Here is an 18,085-nt window from a genome sequence, read left to right as displayed (position 1 = left end):
GCCTTCGCAAGCGTCCGGTCATGGGGTGATCACGGCGGGCCGGCCTTGTACCCGACACCGCGAACGGTCAACACCACCTCGGGGTGCTCCGGGTCCTTCTCGACCTTCGACCGCAGCCGCTGGACGTGGACGTTCACCAGCCGGGTGTCGGCGGCGTGGCGGTAGCCCCACACCTGCTCGAGGAGCACCTCGCGGGTGAACACCTGCCGCGGCTTACGGGCGAGCGCGACCAGGAGGTCGAACTCGAGCGGGGTCAGCGGGATGGCCTTGCCCTCCCGCGTCACCTCGTGGCCGGGGACGTCGATCGCGAGATCGCCGATCGTCAGCGACTCGGCGGGCTCGGCCTCGGTGCGGCGCATCCGGGCGCGGACGCGGGCCACGAGCTCCTTCGGCTTGAAGGGCTTGACCACGTAGTCGTCGGCCCCCGACTCGAGCCCGAGGACGATGTCCACGGTGTCGCTCTTGGCGGTGAGCATCACGATCGGCACGCCGGATTCGGCCCGGATCGCCTTGCAGACGTCGATGCCGTTCATGCCGGGCAGCATGAGGTCGAGGAGGACCAGGTCCGGTTTCAGCTCACGAAGCGCGGGCAGCGCCCGTGAGCCGTCGGCCACGACGGCTGTGTCGAACCCCTCCCCACGCAGCACGATGGTGAGCATCTCCGCGAGAGCAGGGTCGTCGTCGACGACCAGAACACGTGCCTTCATAAACCTATGTTCGCACTAGTTTCCCCGTGCGGGCGCGCGACCCGGCGATGTGACCACCAGAAAGATCATCGAATCGGGCAAATTGCTCCATCCGAGTAGGGTCTTCTGCCCCTAGAGAGCACGTCGGAGCCTGGTGAACGGCCTCGGGGAGTCGATCGCGAAGACACCGGTCAGCACATCGCCGCGGTGATAGGTCGCGACGAAGCGCTTCGAAGCCGTGTCACCTTCGGCGATCCGCACGTCTTCCGTGGCCACTCCGGCGAATTGGAGCCGCCGTCCGTACTGATCGGACCAAAAGTAACCGTGTCGTGCGAAATGCGTGACGGTCGAGCCGGCGAGCAGGTTCGAGACCGCGACGCCCGGCTGTTCCCCGGCCGCCGTCCAATGCTCGGCGCGGACCCGTACGCCGCGCAGCGGGCAGCGGTACCGCGCGACGTCACCCACCGCGATCACTCGGGGATTCGCTGTGACACAGCCGGAATCGACCAGCACCCCGTCGTCGACGGCGAGCCCGGAGCCGGTCAGCCATTCGGTGGCGGGCCGCGCCCCCACTCCGGCGACGACGAGATCGGCGCGGATCTCCCGGCCGTCGGCGAGCCGTACACCGGTGACCCGGCCGGTTCCGGTGAACCCGGCGACGGGGACGCCCGCGATCAGACGGACGTCGTTCTCCGCGTGCAGTTCCCCGCACACCGCGCCCATCCGCGCGCCGAGGACGGGGGCGAGCGGCACGGGCATCGCCTCGATCACGCTCACTTCGTGGCCGAGCAGCCGGCACGCGGACGCGACCTCCGCGCCGATGAATCCCGCGCCGATGACGACGACCGCGGAAGGCCCGGCCGCGAGAGCCTGCTTCAGGGCGAGCGCGTCTTCGAGCGTCCGCAAGGTGTGCACGCCCGCCAGACTCCTTGCCGCGTCAAGGGTTCTGGCCACCGCTCCGGTCGCGATGACGTAACCGTCGGCGGCGATCGTGGTGCCGTCGCCGAGGGTCACGCCCTCGCGACCGAGCTTTTCGGCGCGGACGCCGAGGCGCCATTCGGCGGCCAGCGCGTCGAGGTCGTCCTGCCCGGCGAGCGCGATGTCGTCGGCGGAAACCTTGCCCAGCAAGAAATCCTTCGACAACGGCGGCCGGTCGTACGGCGGCTCGGCGCCGATCATCACCAGCCGCCCGTCGAAGCCTTGGGCGCGCAATTCCTGTGCCGCGCGGAGCCCCGCCAGGGAGGTGCCGACGACGGCGACGGTTCTCAAGCGACGTCCTGCCGCACCTCGGTGTCCACGTAGATCACCCCGTCGGCGACCACGACCGGGTACGTGCGCACGGCGTTCTTGGCAGGCAGGCAGTCCGGCGCGCCGGTCCGCAGATCGAACCGCGCGGCGTGCAGCGGGCATTCGACGTAGCAGCCTTCGATCCAGCCGTCGGCGAGCGACGCGTCCTGATGGCTGCAGGTGTCGTCGAGCGCGTAATAAGCGCCCTCGGAATGGAAGACCGAGACGGGCACGGGGCCCGCCAAGCGGACGGCTTCGCCTTCGGGCAGTTCGGAGACGGAGCAGGCACGGATCATCGGGGCCTCCGGGGAAAGGACCGACGGTTGTTGATGTTGCGCATTACGAGACGGGACGTGCTCTGCGCAACAATCACCCCCGAGGGGCCGGTGCGTCAAGGGATTCGCCCACTCAGCCGAGCGGATCCGGGCGAAACGGCTACTGTTGCGTCATGCGGAACCAGGACGCGGGGAACGCAACATCCAGCCAGGTGCAGTCCGTCGACCGCGCGATCAGCGTGCTGGAACTGCTGGCACGCAACGGGGAAACGGGGATCACCGAGATCGCGGGCGAGCTCGGTGTGCACAAGTCGACGGCCTCCCGTCTGCTGAGCGTCCTGGAGAACCGCGGCCTCGTCGAGCAGCTCGGCGAACGCGGCAAATACGCGATCGGCTTCGGCATCGTCCGGCTCGCCGGCGCCGCCACCGGCCGGATGGACCTGGCGAAACTGGGCAGGCAGACCTGCCAGGGCCTGGCGGAGACGCTCGGCGAGACGGTCAACATCGCGATCGCCGACGACGGTGTCGCGATCAACGTCAGCCAGGCCCGCGGCTCGGCCGCGATCACCACGCAGAACTGGACCGGGCAGCGCACGCCCCTGCACGCGACGTCCAGCGGGAAGGTGCTGCTCGCGTACATGGGCGACGTCGAGCGCAAACGCTTGCTCCGGCGGAAACTCGAACAGTTCACGCCGCGGACCACGGTCGATCCGGACGAGCTGACCGCGGAGCTGGAGCGGGTCGCCGAGGACGGGTACGCGTCCTGTTTCGAGGAGCTGGAGCTGGGGATGCACGCGGTCGCGGTGCCGGTGCACGGACCCGGCGGCGACGTCGTCGCGGCGATGAGCGCTTCGGGCCCGTCGTACCGGCTTTCGAAACAGCGGGTGCGGCAGATCGTCCGGCCGCTGACCGAGGCGTCGGCTGATCTTTCGGCACAGCTGGGGTACTTCGCCGAGTGAAGAGGCCGACCTCTTCGGGCTCTTGACAGCGCGCCCGCCGGTGCCGCACTTTGTTGCTGAAGACGGAACAACGTGCCTCATTCGCAACAGCGCCTGTCACCCCGATGCCCGATGGTCCTTTGTGGACTTTCCGGGCAGGCAGGAGGTACCCCTCACCATGCCCCCCGCACCCCGCGTCGTCGTGATCGGCGCCGGCATCGTCGGCTGCGCGCTCGCCGACGAACTCACCGAACGCGGCTGGACCGACGTCACCGTGCTGGAACAGGGCGACCTGTTCGCCACCGGCGGGTCGACGTCGCACGCGCCCGGTCTGGTCTTCCAGACCAACGCCTGCCGCACGATGACCGAGTTCGCCCGCTACACCGTCGCCAAATACGGCACGCTCGACCTCGACGGGAACCCTTGTTTCCGCCCGGTCGGCGGGCTGGAGGTGGCCACCACCCCGGAACGGCTCGCCGACCTGGCGCGGCGGCACGGCTGGGCCACCGCGTCGGGGGTCGAAAGCAGGCTGATCGATCCCGGCGAATGCGCGGCGCTGCATCCGTTGCTCGATCCGGCCAAGGTGCTCGGCGGATTCCACATCCCCTCCGACGGTCTGGCCCATCCCCTCCGGGCGGCCGAGGCACAGGCCCGCCGCGCGATCGGACGCGGCGCGAGGTTCATCGCGCGGCAGAAGGTCGTCGGCGTCGAGCGGTCGGCCGGCCGGGTCACCGGCGTGACCACCGAGACCGGGAGCTTCCGCGCGGACATCGTGCTCTCGTGCGCCGGGATGTGGGGGCCGGTGCTCGGCGAACTGGTGGACCTCACGATCCCGCTGGTCCCGATGGCGCATCAGTACGCGCGCACCAGTCCCCTGCCGTCACTCGCCGGCGTGACCGAGGAGGCCACGAGGCCGATCCTGCGCCATCAGGACGCCGACCTCTATTTCCGCGAACACGTCGACCGGATCGGCATCGGCGCGTACGGTCACCGGCCGATGCCGTTGCCCGCCAAGGAGATCGGCTCCGGCGAGGGAATGCCCTCGGAGCTGACGTTCACCCCCGCGGACTTCGAAGCGTCGTGGACCGCCGCCGTCGACCTGCTGCCCACACTCGGCGAGACCAAGGTCGAGGAGGGCATCAACGGCCTGTTCTCCTTCACCCCGGACGGCATGCCGCTGCTGGGCGAACACCCCGGCCTCGACGGGTTCTGGGTCGCCGAAGCGGTCTGGATCACGCATTCGGCCGGGGTCGCGCGCGCCATGGCGCAGTGGCTGGTCGACGGCAGGCCCGAAACGGATCTGCACGGTTGCGATCTCGCGCGGTTCGAGCGGGTGCAACTGGCGCCGGACCACGTCATGAAACGGAGCTGCCAGAGCTTCGTCGAGGTCTACGACATCGTCCATCCCTTGCAGCCCATGGAAGAACCACGGCCACTGCGGACGAGTCCTTTCTACGAACGGCAAGCCGAGCTCGGCGCCTTCTTCCTCGAAGCGGGCGGCTGGGAACGTCCGCACTGGTACGAGGCGAACGCGAACCTTCCCGAGGTCGACCGCGTCCCCGCGCGCAACGACTGGGCCGCCCGGTACTGGTCGCCGATCGGCGGCGCCGAGGCACTGGTCGCGCGGCAGCGGGTCGCGATGTTCGACATGACGTCGTTGAAACGGGTGGAGGTCACCGGTCCCGGCGCGCTGCCGTTCCTGCAGACGATGACCACGAACCAGCTCGGCAAGAAACCCGGCTCGGTCACCTACACCCTGCTGCTCGACGAGGACGGCGGCGTGCGCAGCGACCTGACCGTCGCCCGGCTCGGCGCCGAACGGTTCCAGGTCGGCGTCAACAGCGCCATCGACATCGACTGGCTCCGGCGGCATCTCCCCGGCGACGGCGCCGCGCAGATCCACGAGACCACCCCGGGCACCTGCTGTATCGGGCTCTGGGGCCCGCTCGCGAGAGCTGTACTGCAGACACTGTCCACAACGGACTTCTCGCATCAGGCCATGGGCTACTTCAAGACGAAACAGGCGTACATCGGCCATGTTCCGGTGATCGCGATGCGACTGTCCTATGTGGGCGAACTCGGCTGGGAGCTGTACACGAGCGCCGACCTCGGCCACGAACTCTGGGACACGATCTGGGAAGCGGGGCAGGCGCACGGGATCATCGCCGCCGGACGGGACGCCTTCTCCAGTATGCGGCTGGAGAAGGGATATCGGCTGTGGGGCACGGACGTCACCACCGAGCACGATCCGTACGAGGCCGGTCTCGGGTTCGCCGTGCGGATGGACAAGGGCTACTTCGTCGGCCGGGACGCGCTGGCCGGTCGCTCGGAGGAAACGGTGACCAGGAAACTGACCTGTCTCACCGTCGACGATCCGTACACCGTCGTGCTCGGCAAGGAACCGGTGTACGCCGACGGCCGTCCCGCCGGGTACGTCACGAGTGCCGCGTACGGCTACACCGTCGGCAAGAACATCGCCTACGCCTGGCTTCCGGTCGAGTTCAGCCGGCCGGGAAGGCCGCTGGAGATCGAGTACTTCGGCGAGCGGATCCCCGCCGTCGTCGCGAACGAGCCGTTGTTCGACCCCGCCATGGCCCGGATCAGGAGCGCCGCATGAGTCATTACGACGTCATCGTCATCGGCCTCGGCGGGATGGGCAGTGCCGCGGCGTACCGGCTCGCCCGGCGAGGACGCCGCGTGCTGGGCATCGACCGCTTCGCGCCCGTGCACAACCTCGGGTCCAGCCACGGCGGCTCGCGGATCACCCGCCAGGCGTACTTCGAGGACCCCGCGTACGTCCCGCTCCTGCTGCGGGCGCACGAACTGTGGGAGGGCGTCGAACGCGATTCCGGGCGGAAGATCTTCACCCGCTGCGGTGGGATCATGCTCGGCGGTCCCGATTCGCGGACGGTGTCGGGCAGCCTGGCGAGCGCGCGGACCTGGGATCTGCCGCACGAACTCCTCGACGCGGCCGAGATCCGCCGCCGGTTCCCGACGATGAACCCGGCGGACCACGAAATCGCGCTGTACGAGGAGAACGCCGGCTTCGTGGTGCCGGAAGGCAGTGTGGCGGCGCATCTCCAGCTCGCCGCGCGGGCCGGGGCGGAGCTGCACCACGAGGAGGAGGTCCTTTCCTGGCGGGAGACGTCCACCGGGGTCCGGGTGGGCACGGCGCAGAACTTCTACACCGCCGAACAGCTGGTGATCTGCCCCGGCGCCTGGGCTCCCGGCCTGCTCACCGAACTCGGGATCGAGTTCACCATCGAACGGCAGGTCCAGTACTGGTTCGCACCATCGGGTGAGGTGACGCCGTTCCGTGCCGAACGGCATCCGATCTACGTCTGGGAAGGCGAGGGCGGCCGCCAGTTCTACGGTTTCCCCTCCCACGACGACGCCGGAAGCGTGAAGGTCGCGTTCTTCCGCGGCGGCAGGCCCTGCACGCCCGAGACCATCGACCGGACGGTGCACGCCGAAGAGGTCGCCGAGATCTCGAAGTTCGTCGGACGGAAGATGCCGGCGCTGCCCGGCACGTTCCTGCGCGGGGCGACCTGCATGTACACGAACACGCCCGACGAGCATTTCGTCATCTCCCGCCATCCCGAGCACGAGCGGGTGGTGGTCGCCTGCGGTTTCTCCGGGCACGGCTTCAAATTCGTCCCGGTGGTCGGCGAGATACTCGCCGACCTGGTCGTGGACGGCACCACCGCGCATCCGATCGGCCTGTTCGACCCCGCCCGGTTCGCCGGAGTCGCGAGATGACGAGTCTCATCCCCACGCTGGGTGGCGGCTACTACACCGACGCCGCCATCTTCGCGGCCGAGCAGGAGAAGATCTTCGAGCGCCGGTGGTTCTGCGCGGTCCGGTCGGCGGACCTGCCGTCGGCCGGCGACTTCCGCACTGTCCGAATAGGACGGGAGAGCGTGCTCGTCAGCCGGGGCCGGGACGGCGGGCTGCGGGCGTTCCTCAACGTCTGCCGCCATCGCGGCGCCCGGCTGTGCACGGAGGAATCGGGCACGGTGAAACGCGCGTTCCAGTGTCCGTACCACGCGTGGACGTACGGGCTCGACGGCAAGCTGATCGCGGCGCCGAACCTGGCGAACCTGCCCGACATCGACCGGGCCGAGTACGGGCTGCACACCGTGCACCTGCGGGAGTGGCTGGGTTACGCGTGGGTCTGCCTCGCCGCGGACCCACCGTCGTTCGAGGCCGACGTCGAAGGCGCGGTGCGCGAACGGCTGGGCGATCTGGAGTCGATCGAGCGGTACCGCCTCGACAAACTGTCGGTCGGGCGCCGGATCACCTACGACGTCAAGGCGAACTGGAAGCTCATCGTCGAGAACTTCATGGAGTGCTACCACTGCGCGACCATCCATCCGGAGCTGACCGAGGTGCTGCCGGAGTTCGCCGACGGGTACGCGGCGCAGTACTACGTCGGGCACGGCGCCGAATTCGGCGAGGACGTGGAGGGGTTCACCATCGACGGCCGTTCGGGTTTCGACCGGCTCGACGGCGTCGCGAACGACCAGGACAGGCGGTACTACGCGATCACCATCCGGCCGCAGGTGTTCGTGAACCTGGTGCCGGACCACGTGATCTTCCACCGGATGTACCCGCTCGCGCCGGACCGGACGGTCGTCGAATGCGACTGGCTCTATTCGGAGGAGGTCGTGGCGTCGGGACGGGACGTGTCACGGTCGGTGGAGTTGTTCCACCGCGTCAACGAGCAGGACTTCGACGCCTGCGAACGCTGCCAGCCCGCGATGGCGTCCCGTGCCTACCGCGGGGGCGGCGTGCTCATGCCCTCGGAACACCACATCGGCGAGTTCCACACCTGGCTGCTCAATCGCCTCAGGTAGAGATCAACCAGAGGCTAGATCTTCAACCGCCTCAACCAGTCTCTCTTCAATTATACCGATGCCCGCCTGACGAAGAAGCCCAATAACAGTCTCACGGTCGCTCGCTTCAAGAGCGGCGACCTCATGAGCAACATCCGAAACTTCATGATTCGACAACCGTTGAGTTCGAACAGTTTCACCCATTAGATGGAGAGAATTTACCAGCGAAGCAGCTGACGATCCAAAACTTTCTTGACTTTCTATAACCCTTTGAATCAACTGGGATATTCCGCCATTTAACGCATTTAGCTGTTCTTTCGAGAAAGTGAAATCATGGCCAGTCGATCCAGTCAATCCAACAGGCTCATCAAATCGTGTGTAAATATCTTGCACCGACACAAAGGAACTGCTGTAATGCCCGACATCTTGCACTCGCCGACCCACAGGAAGTTCATGCGCAATGCGCCCCAGCGTGCTTTGCAAGATTGCTGGACAAGCACAAACGCCCGCACCACAATCGCGACACCGTCCAGGATAGGAATCTGAAAATGCCTCATCCAGTCGCTCACCTCGGCGCGCCAATGTGACTTTCCTTTTACTCTCCAGCGTATTCTGCAAATTCATCAACCATGCAAACAAGTCTGCGGCCTCGCTCAAAAAATAACCTGGAGCTACACGGAACGCACGTAACGCCTCTCCAAGTTCACCTAACTCCTCTGTGAACCTAGCGAATATAACTGCATATGACGCCGTCGCATCGACCACGTATATCTCACCAAACATTCGCTGCCAAGCACCTATCGAACTTGGCCTGCGCGCTTCATTTTGCACCCCCAGACGCTCAAGACGCCCCCAGTTTGGACCGCGATTTTCTTCCTTCAATTCCCAGCAAATATCATTGTTATGAACCGACCTCTCACAATAAGGACAATGGTAAGGAAATTTCCACCAAAGCATTTGCTCAACACTTTTTATTCCAACCTTGCCACATAATGCAAGCCACCAAGCTACCGCACGCGGAACATGCCGGTTTACATCAACGCCATCCTTTTTCTTCTCACTGGCGAGCAGACTTAATCCACCGACAACTTCGACAAGATGGGCAAAGATTGAGAACTCGTCCCGATAGAAGTTTTTGTCCAGGTAGATCCTGTTAACCTCCCGATACCAGTCATCCAGACCACGGTATCGAGCACCGGCAGCGTTCACTCCTTCACTCATGCAGACATCCTGCCAGGCTGATCACCAATACTCCAGCGAGTCACCTCACGAGACGGGAGCAGCGCCAGCGCAGCTACAGAAAACTCTCAACCAAAGGACGTCAGATGCAGGGAAATCTCCACAAAATGTACACTAGCGACTCAACGAGTCGACTATGTAGAATCACGCCAACAAACTAAGGAGGTTCTATATGGCATGGGAATGGGTTGCTCCAACTGCAACCGCAATAAGCGGCGCCATCGGAATCTACTTCACTCACAAGACAGGAACAAAACAACAGGATTCACAAATAAAGCTGCTTCGAGAGGGGATTACCCTTGAAAGACGTCGCGAATACTCGCAGCTGAAGCGCGCGACCTACAAAAATGCACTCAGTACACTATCCGAAGCCCACATGCGCGCAAGCCTTTTCGTAGCAGGAAATAAGATGCAAGCCGGACATCAAGAAGAAGGGGATGAGAATCTCGCTAAAGTAGAACCTGGCGAGCCTCAGAGCAGTGACACTGCCAGGAAAAACTACCTTGAACGCCTAGGAATAAAAACTGATCACTTCTTTGCCGTGATATCAGTGCCAGCCTTGCAAGGAATCCTAGCCGAAGTTCAACTAATCGCACCTGCGGCGATCACCAGTCAAGCAAAAGACTGCATCGATGCGATCGTCAGCATTGGTGTCAACCTCAATGTCGAAACAGTGGCCAAATCAACTAAGAATCTCGACAGGCTTCGCGAATCAATGCTGAAGGATCTCGACCCAGAACCAAACTTGACTTAAGGTAGTCCTGCCAACAGTCGACCACTTAGCTCGGCTTCATCGATGGCAGCCATACCATCAACTATCAACCACGGCGAGATCCAGGAGTTTTCGGCTAGCTCATCATAGACCGCCGCACATCTCTCCTGGAGGCTGTGGTCAGACTCGAAGTCATCGCGCTTCTTCCCGTGGTCAAGCATCTCTCGCTCACGAGCCCTGCTAGCCGCAATATGCACAGGAGCATGGAGTAAGACTTGCAGGAAGGGCGTCGGCAAGTCATGTTGCTCGAACTCCACGTCTTGCACCCAGTGAACGAATTCGCCTTCGGCGTCTTGCTTCAGCCTGGCGGCACCATATGCCGCATTGGATGCGACGTACCGGTCAACGAGCACGACATCGTACTCATCGAGATCCCTGCTAAGAGCGTCCCGTGCCGCGTACCGATCCAAAGCAAACAATGCCGCCATGCCGTATACAGACTCACCAAGGTCCCCTGCAGCACCATGCAAGCCCGCGTACGCAAGGTCTGCTGCAGGGTTCGTTCCGTATAGAGGAAAAGACCAGTCGGCTACCTTTGCACCCCGCTCACTGAGCATCGTAGCAAGCTTGCGCACAAGCGTGCTCTTCCCTACACCGTCTAAGCCTTCGATCACCAGTAGCCGACCCACGCACCTAGACTACGTTGTTAAGTGGCAGGTGGCTGTCACAGGCCAGCGGTTAGGTTGGTCGACCGGCGGGCCAGACGGGTCAGCTCACGTCCGGCCCACCGGTCCGCTAGGGGACGCGCCTCTTCGAGTGCAGGAAGAAGCCGGCGACACCGATGAGGAGCAAGCCGCCGAAGATCAGCAGCGGGACGAAGCCGGTGTCCTGCGCGTCGGGTGCGGGGCCGCCGTCGCCGCGGGGCATCACTTGGGCGTTGTAGCCGCCGGCCTTGCCCTCCTGGGCGTACGGCGAGCTCGCGAGCATGTCGCCGTAGCGGCCGGAGACGGTCTTCTGATACTCCGCGAGGGTGGCCGAAGCACCGGTCGCCGAGCCACTGGCGCCCGAGTCGAGCATCGTCACCTGACCGTCGCGCAGCGCGTACCAGGCGTCGACCTGGGGTTCGTGGAGCAGCGTCGCACCGGCGGGCAACCGCCGCGCCAGCGCGCTTTCCCGGTCGCCCGACGCGATGTTGCCGACGCGCCAGGCACCGTCGTCACCGCGGACCGACCACACGGTCGCGGTCTGCCCGTCGGACGCCGTCACCGGCACCGCGACGTAGGCGAGCCGTCCGGCGATCGCACCGTCACCGGCTACGAAATCCCTCGAAAGCTCGTAAACCGGGAAGGATTCGTCGATGACGCTCACCGACGGCGCGTGGCTCGAACCACCCATCTGTGTGAAGAAGCGGCCGAGCTCCGCACGGAGCGTGGGGTCGTCGGCAGCCGCCTTCGCGGCCGCGAGATCTTCACCCGACAGCTGATCCGCGCGCGCTCCGGGCGCCGAGATCAGCAGCGCGACCGCGACCAGCCCGGCCAGCCCGAGGAACCGCCGGGCGCTCATCGCCGGATCCCGGTGAGGGTGTGGGTCCAGGTGAAGGACTTGTTGGCCGAGTAGAAGTCGTAGGTCGACCAGTTGTACCGGTTGCCGGTGGGCAGTGGATCCCCCCACGAGACCCACTTCCGGCCGGCGTCCGCCCCGTAGAGGACGTGCATGTGGCCGCCGCCCGAGGCCCAGCCGACCCGCGTCTGGACGGGCTTGCCGTCGCCGGTCTGCGCCTGGACGGCGGCGAAGGGGATGCGGCCCTTGAGGTAGTTCCCCGGGGCCGAGAAGCCGAGCTTGCCGAACGCGCGCCGGACGTCGCCCAGCGTTCCGGGCTTGTCGGCGCACTCCCGGCGTCGCTCGTCGTGGGCGATCCGGCAGAATTCGTTCTGGGTGACGGCCACGCCGTGGTGTGCCGCGATGGTGTTGCCGGAAGCCACCCAGCACCACTGGGACTTCTCCTGCGCCTGCATGGCGATGGGGTGCTGGCGGGCAGGCGCCGACGGCAGCGCGCTCGCCGGGGTCTGGATCGCCAGCCACGCCACGAGACTCGCGGCGCCGGCGGCGCAAACCCTCCTCGAGAACACAGGCACGACGGGCCTCCTGGTCACCATGGCGAACCAATGTGGTCACAACGGTGAACAGCAGGCTCACACAGAGCAAGATGGGCACTCGGCGGAACGGACCGTTCCGGGGCGTTTCCACACCCCGGAACGGTCACTCTTCCGGGGTCAACAACCCCGAACGGGGGACGTAGTGTTCACAGTGCGCTGCTAACGTGAACGTTCCGCGGTGTTCACGCTCAGCGCACACACTGGTCTGGTGAAGGGACGAGCGGTGACACGAGACGGGGACACCCCGACGATCATCGACGGCACGCGCCGTCAACCGCTCGAAGCCTTGCCCAAGGAGCTCGTCGAGGCACTCCGCAGCGGCGAATTCCACCACGCGCTCCGCCAGGCGATCGCCTATCGCGGCCTGTCCCTCGCCCGGCTCCGCGCCCACCTCGGGCTCCGCGGTGTCCAAATCGGACAGTCGACGTTGAGCTACTGGCAGCGCGGATTGCGCCAGCCGGAGGTACCCAAGGCGCTCCCGGCCGTGCGTGCGCTGGAATCGGTGCTGCAGCTGCCCGCGGACGCGCTCGTCGTGCTGATCGGGCCGCGGACGGCGCGGGCGCGCGGGCACCAGATGGCCGCGTCGTTCCACGACATCCGGTCCGGCGACATGGGCTCGATCGTCGACCAGCTGCTGGCCGAGCTGGGCGCTTACCCGTCTTCCAACCGGTACAACGCCGACCTCGAGATGCTCGCGGTGCACGACACGATCACCTTCGACGCCGCGCACCGGCAGGTCGGCCTCCAGACGCGGCTGGTGTGCCGGGCCCGGCGGCACGGCCCGGACAGGTACGTCACCGTCTACAACGGCGACCCCGGCTGCAACATCGGCGACGTCGAGCTGATCACCGCGGAGGGCTGCCGCGTCGGCCGGATCCGGCGCAACGCCGAGGCCGAGACGATGGCCACCGAGCTGCTCTTCGACCGGAAGCTCGCCGAGGGCGAGATCCACGTGTTCTGCTTCGAGGTCCGCGACGACTCCGGCACCGCTTCGCCCGGCTACTTCCGGATGCTGCGGGACCAGTGCGCCAGCTACCTGGTGCAGCTGAAGTTCGCGCTCGGCGCGCTGCCCGCCCGCTGCACCCGGCAGTTCCGCACCCGCGACGACGCCGTGCCCGTCGAGTCCGAGGAGCTGCCGCTCGACATGGGCGGTGTGACCAGCGGTTTCTTCAGCGACGCCGGTCCGGGTCTGGCCGGCATCGAGGTGGAGTGGCAGTAGCGTCCCCATGCAATGAAAGGTCCTTTCCTCGCAAAATTTGCCAGGAAAGGACCTTTCATTGCAGCGGTCAGTACCGGTAGTGGTCGGTCTTGAACGGACCTTCGACGTCCACGTCGATGTACTCCGCCTGCTCCTTGGTCAGCTTCGTGAGCTCACCGCCGAGCGCGTCGAGGTGGATCTTCGCGACCTTCTCGTCGAGCTTCTTCGGGAGGCGGAAGACCTCCTTGTCGTACTCCTCGTGCTTGGTGAACAGCTCGATCTGCGCGATCACCTGGTTGGAGAAGCTGTTCGACATCACGAACGACGGGTGCCCGGTCGCGTTGCCCAGGTTCAGCAGGCGGCCCTCGGACAGCACGATGATGCTCTTGCCGTCGGGGAACACCCACTCGTCGACCTGCGGCTTGATGGTGATGCGCCGGATGCCCGGGTAACGCTGCAGACCGGCCATGTCGAGCTCGTTGTCGAAGTGGCCGATGTTGCCGAGGATCGCCTGGTGCTTCATGCGCGCCATGTGCTCGACGAGCACGACGTCCTTGTTCCCGGTGGTCGTGATGATGATGTCGGCCTCGCCGAGGACGTTCTCCAGCTTCTTGACCTGGTAACCGTCCATCGCCGCCTGCAGCGCGCAGATCGGGTCGATCTCGGTGACGATCACCCGCGCGCCCTGGCCGCGCAGCGATTCCGCGGCGCCCTTGCCGACGTCGCCGTAACCGCAGACGACCGCGACCTTGCCGCCGATGAGGACGTCGGTGCCGCGGTTGATGCCGTCGATCAGCGAATGCCGGATGCCGTAGCGGTTGTCGAACTTCGACTTGGTCACCGCGTCGTTCACGTTGATCGCCGGGAACAGCAGCTCACCGGCGGCGGCGAGCTGGTAGAGCCGCAGCACGCCGGTGGTGGTCTCTTCGGTGACCCCGCGGACGCCTTCGCCGATCTTGGTCCATTTGCCGGTGTCCGCCGCGACCGAGGCCCGAAGCAGTTCGAGGAACACGCGGAACTCGTCGGAAGTGTCCTCGTCCGGCGAGGGGACGACGCCCGCCTTCTCGAACTCGGTTCCCTTGTGCACCAGCATGGTGGCGTCGCCGCCGTCGTCGAGGATCATGTTGGGACCTTCGCCGTCCCAGGTCAGCATCCGCTCGGTGCACCACCAGTACTCCTCCAGCGACTCGCCCTTCCAGGCGAACACCGGGACACCCTTGGGTTCCTCGGGGGTGCCGTGCGGGCCGACGACGATCGCCGCGGCCGCGTGGTCCTGGGTGGAGAAGATGTTGCAGGAGGCCCAGCGCACCTCGGCACCCAGCGCGACGAGGGTTTCGATCAGCACCGCGGTCTGTACGGTCATGTGCAGCGAGCCCGAAACGCGGGCTCCCCGCAAGGGATACACCTCGGCGTATTCGCGGCGCAGCGCCATCAGGCCCGGCATCTCGTGCTCGGCGAGGCGGATCTCCTTGCGGCCGAACTCGGCGGCCTCGAGATCGGCGACGGCGAACTCGATGCCGTTGCGGGTGTCGTGCCGCTTGGCAACGCTTTCGGGGGTCATATGCGCGCTTCCTCCAAGGTTGGATGACATCTGAACAGTACCGTTGTCGGTTCAGTCCCCACTGGAACGGTTTGGAGGCTTCACCGTGGTCATGCCGGGTCCCGATACCCGCGTCGTCGAAATACGCGTACCCGGGCTAGTGGGCACGAGCGGTGAAAGCCTGCTGGATTCGACGTCGGTGGTCGACGTCGCGGGCGACGGCGTCGGCAGGTTGATCCGGCCGTCGGACCGGCTGCGCCGTCCCGCTCCCGGTCCGGTGCTGCCCGCGCTCGGCCGTTCGATCCCGCGCATCCTCGAAGGCTACCTGTGGAGCGGCATGACCTCCGGTGGCGCGGCGAAGGCGACCTGGGCGCTGCTGTTCCCGTTCTCCCTGGCGAACGTCGCGCACTGGATGCTGCCGCCGGTCCCGGAAGGCAGGCGGTCCGCGGCGCTGCTCGGCGGCGCCTGCCGGGGGCTGCTGCGGGTGGCCTCGCTGCTGCTGACGATGTTGCTGATCAGCCAGCTCGCGGTGGTCTCGCTCGACCTGTTCGCCGCGCAGTGCCTCGCGCCGGGTTCGACCTGTCTCGAAGGAGCGCCGTCGTTCCTGCGCGACTTCGCGCCACTGCGGACGGCGATCGGCGTGGTGCCGTTGCTGGCGCTGATCTTCGTGCTCGACCGGATCCCCTCGTCGGACTGGCGCTCGCGGAACCGGGTCCACCGCGAGCACAGTTCGAGCCCCCTGCAGCCACAGGACCTGCCGCGGACGCCGGGACTGCGCACGCTGCACACCGTCGCCGCCTTGACCTGTGTCGCGCTTCCGTTGCTCGGCGGGCCGTTCCGGCTGCCGTCCGCGACCTTCGACCTGGTCGTCTGGATCTGCGCGCTGGCACTCGTCCTCGCCGCGCTGGTGGCCTCGACGGTCGGTTTCTCGGCCGGGCCGGTGATCCGGGGCGGGCTGATCGCGTTCGCCGTCGTGCTGGTCGGGATCGCCGTCGTGCGCCGGACACCGCTGCCCGCGGGACTTCCGGGCGGCGGGCTCGGCGGAGCGGACGGGACGGTCGAAGCACTGGGCGCCGCGATGGTCACGGTGACCGTGCTGTTCGCGCTGATGCTCGTCCCGGCGGCCCTGCTCGGCCGATCGACGTGGAAACACCTGCCGCACCGGCTGCGGCCGTGGCTCGGCGGCTGGGCCGCGGCGCCGGTCGTCGCGCTGGCCGGCCTGCTCGGCGGCGGGTTCGGCGCGGGACTCGCGGTCGCGCTGCGGCAACTGGTCGGCGCGAGCGAACTCCGGCTGCCCGACACCTACTCCCTGGTGACCGTGCTGTGGGGTGCCGGTCTCGCGCTCGCCGTCGTGCTCGGCGTGCTGGGCTTCGCGGTCGCCGTCCCGTTGCGACGGCTGCGCCGGGGCATCCCGAAGATCGTCGCGCTCATGGAGATCAGCAAGGCGCAGGAAGAGGAGGCCGCCCGGGTGTGGGCCCGCGCCTCGTGGGAACGCAAACATCTGCACCATCTCGCGCTCACGGTGGCGCTCGCGATGGCGGCGGGTGGGGGTGTGCTCTTGGTACTGCGCTTCGGTTTCGGCCCGCTGGGCGCCTGGTCCAAGCCGATCTCCGCGATCGGCGTATTCGCGCTCGGCGCGATGGCGGCGGGGTTGCTGCGCGTCGTGTTCGCCGCCGCGACGACCCCCAAACGCAGCCGTCACCTCGGCGCGCTGGCGGATCTCGTGTGCTTCTGGCCGCGTGCCGCCCATCCGACCGTGCCGCCGAGTTACGCGCTCAGGGTCGTCCCGGAACTCGCGGACCGTGTCAAGGAACATCTGGCCGACCCCGGCACGCGGGTCGTGTTGTCCGGCTACAACCTCGGCAGCCTGCTGACCGTGCTCGCCGCCGCGCGCGTCATCGCGGACCTCCCACCGGAGGACCGTGACCGCGTCGGGCTGCTGACCGCGGGCTCACCACTGCAATGGGGCTATCAGCGCGCGTTCCCCGCGATGCTGCCGCAGACGCAGCTGGCCGGGCTCTACGAAGGTCTCGACGGCCGCTGGCGCGCGCTGTGCCGCGGCACGGACATCTTCGGCGGCGGCGTCACGACGTGGCGGCATCGCGTGGTGGCAGGGAAGCTGCTGGGCGACGGCTACCTGCCCGGCGGCGGCACCGGACCGCTGGCCGCCGAACCCGACGAGCAGGGTGTCCTCGTGCTCGGCGGCGATCACTGGCTGCCCGACCCGATGCGCGGGCCCACCGGACGGCACCGCTGGGCACCCGGCGTCCTCAAGCACACGGACTACGTCGTCGACGCCGAATGGGACAACGCCGTCGCGATGGCCGCCGGTCTCGGCCGCCCCCGCCCGAAGAATCCTTGGGGCGAGCAGGGTTCGCTGTTCGGGGACTTCCCGCAGATGCGCTGAAGGCCCCCTTCGCGAGGAAGAGGGCCTTCAGGCGTCAACTAGTTTCAGTCGGTCTTTCCGCGGCGCACGCGCAGCAGGACCAGGACGCCGGCACCGGCCAGGACCAGCAGGCCACCGGCCCACAGCAGCCAGGCGTTGTCGAAACCGGTGTCCGCGAGGCCGCCACCGTTGCCGCCGTTACCGCCGACGTTCGGGGCGGGAACCGCGGTGCTCGACGGCGCGGAGGTCTCGGACGGCTTGTCCGTGGTGGTCGGCGCGCTCGTCGGCGGCTTGGCCGTCGTCGTCTTCGTCGGCTCGCTCGGCTTCGTCGGCTCGGTCGGCTTGGTCTTCTTCTCGCCACAGGCGAACCAGTGGCTGATGTCGGCCTGCTTGCCGCCGCCGTTCATCGGCGAACGCAGCTTCTCCCACGGCGGGGTTTCCGCGAGGCCGCGCTTGCCGGGCTCGTAGATGTTGTAGCCGTCGCCGCCCTTCACCACGATCGCGGTGACGGTGACGCCTTCACCGACCGCGGTGATGTTGAGGTACTTGTCGTTCTCCGTGCCACCGGTGAAGGTCAGGTCCTTCGTCGAGATCTCGGTGCCCGGCAGCTTCGCCTTCTCACAGGTGCTGACGTTCTTCGGGGTCGGGATGGCGCGGGGGTCGTCGGTGTGGCACGCGAGCGCGGTGCCCGTGACGCCGAGCAGGGCGGCCGTCGCCAGCGCGACGACGGTGGCGGCGGAGCGGACACGCCGCGCGGAAATGATCTGCATTCAGAGCTCTCCTGTACCGATCGGGGGACAACGAGCAAAGCGCGGTTGCCTCTTCTGAGGGAC

Annotated in this window: 16 protein-coding genes; 7 read left to right on the top strand and 9 right to left on the bottom strand. The window is 66.7% G+C overall.

Annotated elements, in window-relative coordinates; genetic code table 11:
- Nucleotides 1-29: 29 nt before the first annotated feature.
- The 3 genes from mtrA to AJAP_RS05030 form a co-directional block, all read right to left on the bottom strand.
- Nucleotides 30-707: an MtrAB system response regulator MtrA gene (mtrA, locus tag AJAP_RS05040; RefSeq protein ID WP_005150760.1), complete on the bottom strand. Its 678-nt coding sequence runs from the start codon at nt 705-707 to the stop codon at nt 30-32.
- Between the two features lie 111 nt (nt 708-818).
- Nucleotides 819-1,955, bottom strand: coding sequence for an NAD(P)/FAD-dependent oxidoreductase (locus tag AJAP_RS05035; protein ID WP_038508607.1), 1,137 nt, complete (start codon nt 1,953-1,955; stop codon nt 819-821).
- Nucleotides 1,952-2,269: a bifunctional 3-phenylpropionate/cinnamic acid dioxygenase ferredoxin subunit gene (locus AJAP_RS05030; protein ID WP_037341010.1), complete on the bottom strand. Its 318-nt coding sequence runs from the start codon at nt 2,267-2,269 to the stop codon at nt 1,952-1,954. Before AJAP_RS05030 ends, AJAP_RS05035 begins: the two co-directional genes overlap by 4 nt.
- Before the next feature lie 152 nt (nt 2,270-2,421).
- Between AJAP_RS05030 and AJAP_RS05025 the strand changes: the two genes are divergently transcribed.
- The 4 genes from AJAP_RS05025 to AJAP_RS05010 all read left to right on the top strand — a co-directional run bounded on the left by AJAP_RS05025 (nt 2,422) and on the right by AJAP_RS05010 (nt 8,042).
- Nucleotides 2,422-3,207, top strand: a complete 786-nt coding sequence (locus AJAP_RS05025; RefSeq protein ID WP_038508605.1) for an IclR family transcriptional regulator — start codon at nt 2,422-2,424, stop codon at nt 3,205-3,207.
- Between the two features lie 157 nt (nt 3,208-3,364).
- Nucleotides 3,365-5,803, top strand: a complete 2,439-nt coding sequence (locus AJAP_RS05020) for a GcvT family protein (protein WP_038508602.1) — start codon at nt 3,365-3,367, stop codon at nt 5,801-5,803.
- Entirely contained in the window at nt 5,800-6,945 is a 1,146-nt protein-coding gene (gene solA / locus AJAP_RS05015; RefSeq protein WP_038508599.1) for an N-methyl-L-tryptophan oxidase, read from the top strand. Before AJAP_RS05020 ends, solA begins: the two co-directional genes overlap by 4 nt.
- Entirely contained in the window at nt 6,942-8,042 is a 1,101-nt protein-coding gene (locus AJAP_RS05010) for an aromatic ring-hydroxylating oxygenase subunit alpha (RefSeq protein ID WP_038508597.1), read from the top strand. The genes solA and AJAP_RS05010 overlap by 4 nt, the downstream gene beginning before the upstream one ends.
- A gap of 3 nt (nt 8,043-8,045) precedes the next feature.
- On the opposite strand, the gene AJAP_RS43520 is transcribed toward AJAP_RS05010, so the two are convergent.
- Nucleotides 8,046-9,242 carry a nucleoside triphosphate pyrophosphohydrolase family protein gene (locus AJAP_RS43520; RefSeq protein WP_148311449.1) on the bottom strand — a complete coding sequence of 399 codons (1,197 nt, stop codon included), beginning with the start codon at nt 9,240-9,242 and terminating at the stop codon, nt 8,046-8,048.
- Nucleotides 9,243-9,432: 190 nt separating this feature from the next.
- Here AJAP_RS43520 and AJAP_RS43515 point away from each other — a divergent pair, with 190 nt between their 5' ends.
- Nucleotides 9,433-10,014, top strand: coding sequence for a hypothetical protein (locus AJAP_RS43515; protein ID WP_148311448.1), 582 nt, complete (start codon nt 9,433-9,435; stop codon nt 10,012-10,014).
- Here the strand turns inward: AJAP_RS43515 and AJAP_RS05000 are convergent.
- The 3 genes from AJAP_RS05000 to AJAP_RS04990 all read right to left on the bottom strand — a co-directional run bounded on the left by AJAP_RS05000 (nt 10,011) and on the right by AJAP_RS04990 (nt 12,101).
- Complete coding sequence (locus AJAP_RS05000) at nt 10,011-10,661, bottom strand: dTMP kinase (RefSeq protein WP_038508591.1); 651 nt, start codon at nt 10,659-10,661, stop codon at nt 10,011-10,013. The genes AJAP_RS43515 and AJAP_RS05000 overlap by 4 nt on opposite strands.
- A gap of 106 nt (nt 10,662-10,767) precedes the next feature.
- On the bottom strand, nt 10,768-11,535 hold the full coding sequence (locus tag AJAP_RS04995; RefSeq protein WP_038508588.1) for a hypothetical protein: 768 nt from the start codon (nt 11,533-11,535) through the stop codon (nt 10,768-10,770).
- Nucleotides 11,532-12,101, bottom strand: a complete 570-nt coding sequence (locus AJAP_RS04990; protein ID WP_038508585.1) for a papain-like cysteine protease family protein — start codon at nt 12,099-12,101, stop codon at nt 11,532-11,534. The genes AJAP_RS04995 and AJAP_RS04990 overlap by 4 nt, the downstream gene beginning before the upstream one ends.
- 250 nt (nt 12,102-12,351) lie before the next feature.
- Here AJAP_RS04990 and AJAP_RS04985 point away from each other — a divergent pair, with 250 nt between their 5' ends.
- Nucleotides 12,352-13,347, top strand: a complete 996-nt coding sequence (locus AJAP_RS04985) for a hypothetical protein (protein ID WP_038508582.1) — start codon at nt 12,352-12,354, stop codon at nt 13,345-13,347.
- 67 nt (nt 13,348-13,414) lie between these two features.
- Here the strand turns inward: AJAP_RS04985 and ahcY are convergent, their stop codons facing one another.
- The gene (gene ahcY, locus AJAP_RS04980; RefSeq protein WP_038508580.1) at nt 13,415-14,887 is read right to left on the bottom strand and encodes an adenosylhomocysteinase; all 1,473 of its coding nucleotides are present in this window, start codon (nt 14,885-14,887) and stop codon (nt 13,415-13,417) included.
- A gap of 91 nt (nt 14,888-14,978) precedes the next feature.
- On the opposite strand from ahcY, the gene AJAP_RS04975 reads away from it, so the two are divergent.
- Nucleotides 14,979-17,273, top strand: a complete 2,295-nt coding sequence (locus AJAP_RS04975; protein WP_051972767.1) for a hypothetical protein — start codon at nt 14,979-14,981, stop codon at nt 17,271-17,273.
- 44 nt (nt 17,274-17,317) lie between these two features.
- On the opposite strand, the gene AJAP_RS04970 is transcribed toward AJAP_RS04975, so the two are convergent.
- Entirely contained in the window at nt 17,318-18,022 is a 705-nt protein-coding gene (locus tag AJAP_RS04970; protein WP_051972344.1) for an LPXTG cell wall anchor domain-containing protein, read from the bottom strand.
- Nucleotides 18,023-18,085 lie beyond the last annotated feature (63 nt).

This window comes from Amycolatopsis japonica, from assembly GCF_000732925.1.
Lineage (GTDB): Bacteria > Actinomycetota > Actinomycetes > Mycobacteriales > Pseudonocardiaceae > Amycolatopsis > Amycolatopsis japonica.
The sequence above is the reverse complement of the archived record's forward strand: the minus strand, read 5'-3'. Positions and strand labels throughout refer to the sequence as shown.

What these genes read in the sequence shown, in the direction of transcription:
- AJAP_RS05025 (WP_038508605.1), top strand. Translation starts at nt 2,422, where the DNA reads ATGCGGAACCAGGACGCGGGGAACGCAACATCCAGCCAGGTGCAGTCC.
- AJAP_RS04975 (WP_051972767.1), top strand. Translation starts at nt 14,979, where the DNA reads ATGCCGGGTCCCGATACCCGCGTCGTCGAAATACGCGTACCCGGGCTA.
- AJAP_RS05010 (WP_038508597.1), top strand. Translation starts at nt 6,942, where the DNA reads ATGACGAGTCTCATCCCCACGCTGGGTGGCGGCTACTACACCGACGCC.
- ahcY (WP_038508580.1), bottom strand. Translation starts at nt 14,887, where the DNA reads ATGACCCCCGAAAGCGTTGCCAAGCGGCACGACACCCGCAACGGCATC.
- mtrA (WP_005150760.1), bottom strand. Translation starts at nt 707, where the DNA reads ATGAAGGCACGTGTTCTGGTCGTCGACGACGACCCTGCTCTCGCGGAG.
- AJAP_RS04970 (WP_051972344.1), bottom strand. Translation starts at nt 18,022, where the DNA reads ATGCAGATCATTTCCGCGCGGCGTGTCCGCTCCGCCGCCACCGTCGTC.
- AJAP_RS43520 (WP_148311449.1), bottom strand. Translation starts at nt 9,242, where the DNA reads ATGAGTGAAGGAGTGAACGCTGCCGGTGCTCGATACCGTGGTCTGGAT.
- solA (WP_038508599.1), top strand. Translation starts at nt 5,800, where the DNA reads ATGAGTCATTACGACGTCATCGTCATCGGCCTCGGCGGGATGGGCAGT.
- AJAP_RS04995 (WP_038508588.1), bottom strand. Translation starts at nt 11,535, where the DNA reads ATGAGCGCCCGGCGGTTCCTCGGGCTGGCCGGGCTGGTCGCGGTCGCG.
- AJAP_RS05030 (WP_037341010.1), bottom strand. Translation starts at nt 2,269, where the DNA reads ATGATCCGTGCCTGCTCCGTCTCCGAACTGCCCGAAGGCGAAGCCGTC.
- AJAP_RS43515 (WP_148311448.1), top strand. Translation starts at nt 9,433, where the DNA reads ATGGCATGGGAATGGGTTGCTCCAACTGCAACCGCAATAAGCGGCGCC.
- AJAP_RS05020 (WP_038508602.1), top strand. Translation starts at nt 3,365, where the DNA reads ATGCCCCCCGCACCCCGCGTCGTCGTGATCGGCGCCGGCATCGTCGGC.